Origin of the sequence: Enterobacter sp. T1-1, from assembly GCF_000710795.1 — a bacterium.
Lineage (GTDB): Bacteria > Pseudomonadota > Gammaproteobacteria > Enterobacterales > Enterobacteriaceae > Enterobacter > Enterobacter cloacae.
Map to the genome: position 1 here is coordinate 1 of NZ_JALW01000061.1, position 10,755 is coordinate 10,755.

At 53.5% G+C, this 10,755-nt stretch carries 7 protein-coding genes and 1 pseudogene; 4 read left to right on the forward strand and 4 right to left on the reverse strand.

The features are described from left to right. Positions 1-209: 209 nt before the first annotated feature. Positions 210-284, forward strand: a pseudogene (locus AK59_RS1000000125320) (SOS response-associated peptidase); the annotation flags it as partial. 159 nt (positions 285-443) lie between these two features. Here the strand turns inward: AK59_RS1000000125320 and AK59_RS0119235 are convergent. Next, on the reverse strand, positions 444-3,137 hold the full coding sequence (locus AK59_RS0119235) for a cation-transporting P-type ATPase (protein ID WP_029883555.1): 2,694 nt from the start codon (positions 3,135-3,137) through the stop codon (positions 444-446). A 47-nt stretch (positions 3,138-3,184) separates the two neighbouring features. After that, positions 3,185-3,616, reverse strand: coding sequence for a universal stress protein (locus AK59_RS0119240; RefSeq protein ID WP_029883556.1), 432 nt, complete (start codon positions 3,614-3,616; stop codon positions 3,185-3,187). A gap of 394 nt (positions 3,617-4,010) precedes the next feature. On the opposite strand from AK59_RS0119240, the gene AK59_RS0119250 reads away from it, so the two are divergent. From AK59_RS0119250 to AK59_RS0119260, 3 genes are read left to right on the forward strand one after another with little or no spacing between them, the layout of a single operon-like run. Next, positions 4,011-5,096, forward strand: coding sequence for an efflux RND transporter periplasmic adaptor subunit (locus AK59_RS0119250; protein WP_029883557.1), 1,086 nt, complete (start codon positions 4,011-4,013; stop codon positions 5,094-5,096). Continuing rightward, positions 5,096-8,143, forward strand: a complete 3,048-nt coding sequence (locus AK59_RS0119255; RefSeq protein WP_029883558.1) for an efflux RND transporter permease subunit — start codon at positions 5,096-5,098, stop codon at positions 8,141-8,143. The genes AK59_RS0119250 and AK59_RS0119255 overlap by 1 nt, the downstream gene beginning before the upstream one ends. Before the next feature lie 11 nt (positions 8,144-8,154). Continuing rightward, a complete protein-coding gene (locus tag AK59_RS0119260; protein WP_032618683.1) occupies positions 8,155-9,120 on the forward strand; it encodes an acyltransferase in 966 nt (321 codons plus the stop codon). On the opposite strand, the gene pagP is transcribed toward AK59_RS0119260, so the two are convergent. Together pagP and AK59_RS0119270 are read right to left on the reverse strand one after the other, a co-directional pair. After that, the gene (pagP, locus tag AK59_RS0119265; protein ID WP_029883560.1) at positions 9,117-9,692 is read right to left on the reverse strand and encodes a lipid IV(A) palmitoyltransferase PagP; all 576 of its coding nucleotides are present in this window, start codon (positions 9,690-9,692) and stop codon (positions 9,117-9,119) included. The genes AK59_RS0119260 and pagP overlap by 4 nt on opposite strands. Before the next feature lie 362 nt (positions 9,693-10,054). Next, positions 10,055-10,621, reverse strand: a complete 567-nt coding sequence (locus tag AK59_RS0119270; RefSeq protein WP_029883561.1) for a recombinase family protein — start codon at positions 10,619-10,621, stop codon at positions 10,055-10,057. Positions 10,622-10,755 lie beyond the last annotated feature (134 nt).

A 10,755-nucleotide genomic window follows, 5' to 3' on the forward strand; every position in this document is an offset into this window, starting at 1 on the left:
TACGATAGTGGCTATAGGGCTGCGTATTTTTTATTTAAATTCAATGAAGTAGACAAAAAAACTGCTACCGATTTTGAGTTTTAATACGCAAATTTGTACACATTGTGTTTATGCTCCAACAGTCTTAATCGAAACATGGGCTGTTGGAGCTATCGATTCCGCCCTCTTCGTTTCTTCTATACTTTCAGTTTGACTGACTGGAGGTAATCATGTGCGAACGTTTGGCACAAGCTCAAACACGTGAAGAATACCTTGCCTATTTGGCTGACAAAGCCGATCGCGACAACCTAACGGCTTTATAGATCTTAGCTTCACTCAATATCCCTTACTGCCTAGGTTTTCTAAACGTATTATTTATATTCATTAGGCGCGAGTAGATACACACCCAAAAGTATGTATCTACATACACTCTACCTACCTGAGATAACTTTGAATAAAGGCAGTCAGAGATGTTTTTTGCGCCAACGTCTGGTCAGTTGCTTTTCAAATTCAATTATTAGGAACATCGCGAATCCTATCAGTAAGGTAATGATCCAGTAACGGAACGGCAGCGGTTCCGTGCCAAACAGCATCTGCATGAACGGCGCGTAGATGATGAGAAGCTGAAGCGCCAGGAGCACACCACTCACAATCCAAATGCCTTTATTCGCCAGCAGGCCTATGCTCAGCGAGAAGCTGTCATTCACGCGGCAGTTAAGCATGTAGAACCACTGTGCGGTCACCAGTGTTTGCAGCAGCACGGTACGGATAAATTCTGCTGAATAGCCGCGCGGCTGCAGCCAGGCTTCAAGGATAAAGGCGCTGATGGCAATCATTAAGCCGACAAATATCACGCGCCAGATGGCATAGCCGTCCATCACGTGCAGGTTCGCCTTGCGCGGAGGCCGGCTCATGATGTCCTTCTCGCCCGCTTCGAACGCCAGCCCAAAAGAGAGCGTCGCCGAGGTGGCCATGTTCATCCACAGAATAAGGACCGGCGTCAGCGGGATCAGGTTCCCCGCCAGCAGCGCGATGATAATCAGCATAGCCTGAGCAATGTTGCTGGGGATAACGAACAGAATGGTCTTTTTCAGGTTGTCGTAAACCCGCCGGCCCTCGTGTACTGCACTGGCAATCGTGGCAAAGTTGTCATCCGTGAGCACCATGTCGGCGGCTTCCTTGGTGACTTCCGTCCCCTTGATCCCCATAGCAATACCCACATCCGCCCGCTTGAGCGCCGGGGCATCGTTCACGCCATCCCCGGTCATTCCCACCACTTCCTGCTTGCTCTGCAGGGCCTGTACAAGGCGGAATTTATCCTCCGGGCTGGTTCGCGCGAAAATATCGTACTGCTGTGCGGCTTCGCTCAACTGACGATCGTCCATCGCTTCCAGTTCGCGGCCGGTTATAGCGCTGGCGGCGTTGCCAATGCCAAGCATTTGCCCAATGCTCATCGCCGTTTGCGGGTGGTCCCCGGTGATCATTTTTACGCGGATCCCCGCCTGCAGGCAGTCGGCAATCGCGGTAATTGCCTCCGGACGCGGTGGATCCATCATTCCGGCGATGCCAAGCAGGATCACGCCATCCTTAAGGTCCGGATGATCCAGCTCGCGCTGTCCCTCACGGGCAGGCTTCCAGGCTGCCGCCACCATGCGCAGCCCCTCACGGGCATACTCTTCAATCTTCCCTTCCCAGTAAGACTGATCAAAAGGCTGCAACCCGGTGTTGGTCTGCTGGAACTGGCACAGGCGGAACAGAACGTCCGGAGCGCCGGTAATCAAAATAACCTCTTCATCGCCCAGACGGTAAAGCGTGGACATGTATTTATACAGCGAATCAAACGGAATTTTACTGCGCATTTCAGTATCGAGCGGTGGAAGCGGGATTTTTGCCGCCAGCACCTTCAGCGCACCCTCGGTCGGGCCGCCAGTGATTTTCCACTGGCCCTGGTCATCTTTAATTAGCTGGCTGTCATTGCAGAGGTCGATGGTGCGCAGATAGCGTTCCAGCAGGGAGCCCTGCGTCACGCTGACGGGATTCGGGTCATCTACAGGATGAATATTACCAACCGGCTCGTAGCTGTCGCCCTCCACGCGATAGGTCGTGTCGGCGGTTATGACCGCTTTGACCGTCATTTCATTCATGGTCAGGGTGCCGGTTTTATCCGAGCAGATGACCGTCATCGCGCCCAGCGTTTCTACCGTAGGCAGCTTACGAATGATGGCCTTGCGGCGCGCCATGGCCTGTACGCCAAGCGAAAGAATGATGGAAATGATGGCCGGTAGGCCTTCCGGCACCGCGGCAACGGCGAGGCTGATGAGCGACAGCACCAGCTCGGAAACCGGCATATCGCGGAACAGCAGACTGAAGACAAACAGCGCTACCATCATCACCAGAATAGTAATGAAGATGGTTTTACCGAGCTTATCCATCTGCACCATCAGCGGCGTACGGTGTTTTTCGATATCTGACATCATCTGGTTGATATGACCAAGCTCGGTCTCACCCCCGGTCGCCACCACTACGCCTTTGCCGCCGCCGGAGCTGACGGTGGTGCCGGAATAGAGTAGGTTATACCGATCGCCTAAAGGCAGCTCACCAGTTAACGCATCGCTGTTTTTCTCTACCACGGTGGATTCACCGGTCAGGATGGCCTCCTCCACGCGAAGGTTATGCGCCTCGATCACGCGAAGGTCCGCAGGGATACGATCCCCGGCGCGGATCACCACGATATCGCCCGGCACCAGCGAGGTTGTGGGGATCGTCTCATGATTACCCTGACGCACCACCACGGCTTCGCTGGAGAGCATATTGCGAATACTTTGCAGCGATTTTTCTGCATTGCTCTCCTGAATATGGCCAATCAGCGCGTTAATGACGGCAACGCCGAGGATCACAAACATATCGATCCAGTGGCCCATAAAGAGCTTCAGCAACGCGGCCACCAGCAGAACGTAGATCAGGACATCGTTAAAGTGGGCCAGGAAACGCAACCAAGCGGGCTTGCCCTTTTTCTGCGGTAACGCATTCTCACCATACTGCTGGAGGCGGGCCGATGCCTCAGTGCTGCTCAGCCCCTCCGCGGTGGAATTGATATTTGCCAGGGTGTCGTCAACAGTTTGTTGATAATACGGACGGTCAGGTTTTCCTGTTTTCATCGTTCCTTCCTCAGGTTCTTTTCAGAAATCACCTTGCTTTCATGCCATTAACGAATAACAAAAACAGGGACATGGGCATAGCGCACAATGCTGGCAGCCTCTGACCCTAACAAATGGGTTTGAATATTGGGATTTCGAGAGCCGACAATAATTGCCCCAGCAGCAAGTTCATCCGCCAACTTAATCACCTCATCACGGACATTCCCGCTGCGCACATGAAGATGGACATGTTCTTCCGGCAGATTCAGTTTTTTGACCAGGGCAGCGAGTTTCTCTTTGGAATTATTAACCATATATTCATCCATCTTTCGCGCATCTGAAATAAACCCGCGGGTCAGCTCAGCGGAAAATTTTGGCATGACGTGCAACAGGTGAATATCTCCCGACGCGCTTTGTGCCAGGAACTGTGCATGCTGCAGCGCTTTATCTGCCAGGCCAGTCTCATAAACATCCACCGGAACCAGAATATTTTTGTACATATCGAGTATCCTTTTTATTACTAAAATGATTGTGGGTAGAGAAAAAACGCATTACATGCAGGGGCTTACCCTTTATGACCGTCACGGGAAAAAAGGCGAATGATATTAAACGTAGCACAGGAATTTCAGGATTAGCGTGTCCCCCCTGATAATGGTTATTTAACATTTATCTTTTCTCCAACTATGCTCATAGAAAGACACTGCTTACGACTCATGGAGGAATGAATGTACGGTTTAAGCCTTTTTCGTCTTAGTTTGTTTATCGCGCTTGCCATTATTGCCAGCACTGCAATTGGCCTATTTACCTATATGGTTGTCACTGTTCTGGCAGAATAGTGTTACTTCCAGCCCTTGCTATGGAATAAATAAAATAGTTATTTATTAGGGGAATACAGTGAACCGCTACCTCTATCTTTTACCGTTCGTGGTGTTAACGCTCACTGCGTGCGATCCGAAACCCGAGCAAGCTTCCCCCCTGCCACGCATGGTAAAAGTGGCGGAGGTGGCTGTTCCCGGTCATGCCCAGCAGCGCGTTTTCCCCGCCCGCATAGAATCGGGCGACGTGACCGACCTATCATTTAAGCGCGCGGGTCAAATTGAAGCGCTGGATATACGCCAGGGCGCAGTCATCAAGCAGGGGCAACAGCTTGCCAGACTAAACGCCCGTGAAGCACAGCAGCGGGTTAACGACAGGCAAACAGCGGCGACGCTGGCCCAGCGACAGTTCGATCGCTTCCAGACGCTGGCGGGCCGCCAGGCTATCTCTAAAGCGGAGATGGACGTACAGCGCGCGAACCGCGATTCGGCGAATGCGGCGCTGCAGATTGCCCGTGAAGAGCTGAATCAGATGACGCTCGTCGCCCCCTTTAGCGGAACGGTGGCCAGCTTGCATGTGCGGAATCATCAGGTGGTGTCTGCCGGTCAGCCCATTGCGACCCTAACCCGCACCGACCTGCTGGACGTGGTGTTCAGTATTCCTGAGAATCTGTTCAAGGCCTTTGATATCCGTAACGCCCAGTATCGCCCTGTGGTGAGAATTAACGCCATCCCGGATCGGGAGTTTACCGCTGTCTACAAAGAGCACTCGGGCAGCAGCGACAGCAATACTCTGACCTGGCAGGTGATACTCACCATGCCGCGCCCGGATGATTTCCCCGCCGTGGGCGGTGTCAGCGGTACGGTGACGATCAATTTAACCAACCTCCCGGCTGGTGCTGGCGCTCAGGCTTTAATTGTGCCGGTTGAGGCGGTCTTTAACCCGAACAACAGCCCGCGCAATGAGCCGCACGTATGGGTCGTGGCGGGGGAAGGTGACGCGCTTCATCTTGAAGACCGCAAGGTAACCGTGGGCCAGGTGACCACAGAGGGCGTGACGATCACTGGTGGGCTTAAGGCCGGCGAGCGCGTGGTGGCTGCTGGCGTGGGTGAGCTTCATGCTAACCAACCGGTGCGTATCTGGACGCGTGAACGGGGACTGTAATGGATATTACTCGTCAGTTTATCAATAACCCCATTCGCGTCTGGCTGACGATCCTGCTGCTGGGCGTGGGCGGCATTTTCGCACTGCTGAACATCGGCAGGCTGGAAGACCCCGCCTTTACCATCAAAACCGCGGTGGTGATCACCCACTATCCCGGTGCCTCCGCTCAGCAGGTTGAAGAGGAGGTCACGCTGCCGCTGGAGAATGCCCTTCAACAGCTGCCCTATCTGGACAACGTAAGCTCCATCTCTTCCAACGGCCTGTCGCAAATCACCGTGAACATTGCCTCACGCTATCATTCGAACGAGCTGCCTCAGATCTGGGACGAACTGCGTCGTCGCGTGGGCGATGCCGCGCGCCAGTTCCCACCAGGCGTAGTGGCGCCCTTCGTGAATGACGATTTTGGCGACGTATTCGGCTTTTTCTTCGCGATTTCCGGGGAAGAATTCAGTAATCCTGAACTGGTGAGGTATGCCGAGCAGCTGCGTCGCGAACTGATTCTGGTCCCCGGCGTTGCCAAGGTCGCCATCGGTGGAGCCATCAGCCAGCAGGTCAACATCGATATCTCCCTGACCAAAATGGCCGCGCGCGGCATTACGCTGAACCAGCTTTCCGCCCTGCTCAGCAGGCTTAACGTGGTTTCCAGCGCCGGAGAAATCACCTCGGGAACGGAATCCATTCGCCTGCATCCAACCGGTGAGTTCGAAAATCTTGATGAGCTCGCGGATCTCATCATTACCCCTTCCGGCACCGGGGCGGCGACGCGTCTGCGGGATATCGCCACGCTGTCGCGCGGGCTGAACGAATCGCCCGCCAGTATTTATCATGCCAACGGTAAGAAAGCCGTCACCATGGGCGTCTCATTTATTCCTGGCGTGAACGTGATCGACGTGGGACACGCGCTGGAGGCGAAGCTCAGCCAGATGTCGGCGGAAAAACCGGCAGGGATACACATCGACCTGTTCTACGATCAGGCAGCGGAAGTGGGCCACTCTGTTAACGGGTTTATCATTAACTTTCTGATGGCGCTGGCGATTGTCATCGGAGTACTGCTGATCTTTATGGGCGTTCGCAGCGGGATCATCATCGCGTTTTCCCTCGCGCTCAACGTGCTGGGAACTCTGCTGATAATGTATCTGTGGGGTATTGAGCTGCAGCGTATCTCGCTCGGTGCGCTGATTATAGCCCTCAGCATGCTGGTGGATAACGCCATCGTGATTGTTGAAGGGGTACTGGTTGCGCGTCAGCAGGGCTCCCCGCTGTTGAACGCAATTAACTACATCATTCGTCGCTCCGCCCTGCCGCTACTGGGGGCAACGGTGATCGCCATCCTGGCGTTTGCGCCTATCGGGCTGTCGCAGGATTCCACCGGGGAATACTGTAAATCCCTGTTCCAGGTGCTGCTGATTTCCCTGATGCTGAGCTGGTTCTCGGCGCTCACCATTACGCCGGTGTTGATCAAGTGGTGGTTGTTTAAAAACCACAGCGCGCCGGAAAAAATTGACGAGTCAGACCCTTACGACAAACGCCTCTACCGTCTTTACCAGCGCCTGCTCAACGCGCTGCTGCACTGGAAAGCGCCGACGCTTATCGTGATGGCTGCGCTGCTGGCAGCATCTGTCTGGGGTTTTGGCGCCGTGCGGCAAAACTTCTTCCCATCGTCAAATACGCCGATTTTCTTTGTCGACCTTTGGTTACCTTACGGCACCGATATCAAATGGACCGAGAAGATGACTGGCGATATTGAGAAAACCATCAACGGTCAGCCCGGCGTCGAAACTACCGTTTCAACCATCGGTCAGGGCAGCATGCGGTTTATTCTTACCTACAGCGGACAGCGGCAGTACAGCAACTACGCGCAGATCATGGTACGCATGGATGACCAGCGCAACATAGCCGCATTGACACGCCACGTTGATGAGTACATTACGCGAAACTATCCGCAGGTGAACGCCAGCACCAAACGCGTGATGTTTGGTCCCTCCGGCGACAGCGCCATTGAGGTGCGCATCAAGGGTCCCGAGCCTGACAGGCTGCGACTGATAGCCAGCCAAGTGGATGATATTCTGGCGCGCGACCCGGCCATTGCAAGTGTGAGAAATGACTGGCAAAACCGCAGCAAGGTGATCCGTCCGCAGTACGTCGCCACGCTGGGCCGCGAGCTTGGCGTAGACAAGCAGGACGTCGACAACGCGCTGGAGATGAATTTCTCCGGCAGCCGGGCCGGGTTATACCGAGAAGGCAGCGACCTTCTTCCGGTCGTGGTTCGCCCCCCGGAAAGCGAACGGCTGGACGCTAATCATCTGAACAACGTGCTGGTCTGGAGCCATACCCGGCAGCAGTATATCCCGCTGAGTAACGTCGTCAGCAGCTTTTCGCTGGAGTGGGAAGATCCGCTGATTCTGCGCCGCGACCGCTCGCGGGTGCTGACGGTTCAGACCGATCCTGATCCCCTTAGCCAGCAAACGTCAGGCGACATTCTCGCCCGGGTGAAACCGCACATTGACGCCCTCACCCTGCCCCACGGCTACAGTATCGAATGGGGAGGCGACGCGGAAAACTCCAGCGAAGCACAGCAGGGGATCTTCACCACGCTGCCGATCGGGTTCTTGGTAATGTTTGTCATCACCGTTTTGATGTTCAGCTCGGTGAAAAACGCCGTCGCCATCTGGCTGACCGTGCCGCTGGCGCTGATTGGCGTCACGCCGGGATTCTTGATCACCGGTATTCCGTTTGGCTTTATGGCGCTGATAGGTCTTCTGAGCCTGAGCGGGATGCTGATCCGCAACGGCATTGTGCTGGTGGAAGAGATCGAGCAGCAGAAAGCGCATAAAGATCAGCACGAGGCGATCGTTTACGCCGCCACCTCGCGCTTGCGCCCTATCCTGCTCACCGCGTTCACCACCGTACTGGGTCTGGCACCGCTGCTGCTGGACGTTTTCTTCCAGAGCATGGCCGTTGTGATTATGTTTGGACTTGGGTTTGCTACAATCCTGACGCTGCTGGTACTTCCCGTAATTTACGCGTGCTTCCATCGTAAGGACTAAGCGGAACAACAATGAATGCGACAGGACTGAATATTATTAAGACGCTGGGCTGTATGACGGCGGTCACCTTCTTCACCATCTACAATACTTGGGATCATTATGATTATGACTATCACTGGATCTTGGGATTTTTAACTTTTATTTCGACCATCGCCACGCCGCTGTTTTTTGTGGTCGCGGGTTATCTCGATGGCCAGTCCCGGCACGGAGCCCGCTGGCAGTTAGGCAAGATTAAAAGTCTGGTGATTGTTTTTCTGTTCTGGGTAACCATCTACTACCTGTGGGAGCCGTATCAGCGGGGATATTTAATCCAGCCGTGGTTTGTGTTTTCGTTTGTCGTGATTTACACCTTCCATCCGGTGGTGGAGTGGCTTAGCCAGCGCCGCGCGCTGTTCTGCGGCGTGATTACCTGCCTGCTGCTCTTCTCCTACGGGTATGATTTGCTTTCAGCCCTCTATCCGAACGTCCAGGTCCTTTCCCTTTCGCCACAGTACCGCCTGTGGACGTGGCTATTGTTTTACCTGACGGGGCAGCTTTTCTGCGATCCCAGGATCGCCGAGTGGATTGGCCGCAAAGTAGTGGTCAGGACGGCGGTTATCGCTATCCCGTTTATTTATCTCTTCACTTGGTTTTACGAGCGCCATTTCTTTTTTGCCCTGTTCAAGGCCGACAGAAACGCTTTTATTCTTACCGGCTCGCAAATCTACATTTTGATTATTGCGCTGGTCATTGCGGCGAACGGGGTGCGCTTTCGCCGCAATGCTGAGTTTAAAGAGTCGGTGCTGGCGGCCATCAGCAAAACTATGACCGGCGTGTATATCGTCCACTACTCGGTGTTTCACCTGCTGACGGCGCTGATCCCGGTGACGTCTCTCGGCATGAAGCTGGCGCTGATCGTCCTCACGTTCATCACCTCGGTGCTGTTCTCCATGCTGATCCTGTCTAACTCCGTGGCAAAAAAGGTGATCACTCTTTAAAAACCGAGGCGCAGCCAAGCAAAGAGCACGTTACCGTTGTTATAGGTGCCTGGAATATAGGTGAACTGGACGGTAACGCGCTTATACCCCGCAGAAAACAGCGGAAAGATAAACGGCAGGGGCACATAGTTCGCAAAATCATCGCGCGCCGTGATACCCGCCGCGGCGCCGAGTCCAAGCCGGAAATCTTTGGCGTTATCCAGGTACCAGCCCTTCTCCCAGCCGTAGCCCATAGCGGGCTGCCATTCATTGTGCGAATCTTTGAACATCATTGCGAAGAGTGCGCTCCAGTTGCCCTCTTCGTTGTAGCGGGACACGCCCAATCCCCCGCCCCACGGCATTTCGTTGTAATTGTCGGTTTTTTCTTTGTCGTACATAAAGCGGGCATGCCAGCTCAGAAACGGCAGGTAGAGATCGTAGCGTTGAGGCTGCTCCCAGGTTTGCGAAATATCGTCCGTTAGCGCGTTCCACCAGTCGTTAATGCGCTGTTCTCCGTAAACTTTGGGCTCCGCATGAAGAGGTGCGACGAAGAAAAACAGGACAATCCAGATTGCCGAAAAAGTGCGTTGCATCGTTTTTCCCTCAGTTTGCGTTTCTCAGCAGATACTATAACTATAAACTATTCAGCAGTTAAGTGAGCCAAACTGCCCTCTGGTATGTCTCTTCAGATAAAAAGTTCCACAATTGAGCAAAAGATTTGAATTGGTCCTAAAAAGGACTAATTTCATGACATTAAAATAACCTCTATCAAGACATTGAGAAATTACTTGAAGTCGAATTCCGATGCAAAGCAACCGCTAAAACCCAAGGCAGATTAGATGAAACCAGAAAAGCTGAATGGAAAGCTCTGGCAGAAATCAAAGAATAATAACGCAATGCCAATATTCTTAAAAACGGGAGAGTGAATTAAAAGTGATCTTTGCCTGCTCCCGGCTCAATGAGACAGTGTAGATTTTGAAACGGGGAATTTTTTATACAGTGTGCATACAGCTACATCGTAGATGATCGCCACCTGCTTCCTGTCCACGCCGTTCGCAATCAGTCTGCCCGCCTGGTCCCATTGTTCCTGGGTAAGTTTCGGACGCCTGCCACCGATACGCCCTTTCTCACGAGCTGCAGCCAGACCTGCCCGGGTGCGCTCCACAATCAACTCCCTCTCCATTTCCGCCAGGGCTGACATGATATGAAAGATGAAGCGCCCCATCGGGCTGGATGTATCGATACTGTCCGTGAGGCTCTTAAAGTGGATCCCGCGCTGCCGTAGTTCGTCGACCATCAGTACCAAGTTCCTCATGCTTCGCCCAAGGCGATCAAGCTTCCAGACAACAAGCGTATCTCCCTCTTTCAGCGTCTTAAGAAGCTTTTTCAGTGCTGGCCGGTTAGCCACTGTTCCGCTCATTTTTTCTTCGAAAATTTGTTCACATCCTGCGCGTTCGAGCGCTTGCCGCTGAAGATCCGTATTTTGGTCATTTGTTGACACCCTTACATATCCAATTTGCATATTTTTCACCCAATTATTTCTGCAAAAAAAACAGGTGACGTTATCGGCCAGGCCGCTTGAGAGCAATCTATAAAACGTCGGTTTGGGAAGTAGCGCGACAAAGGATGTCGGAACTGCGGCAGGGAATGTTATGG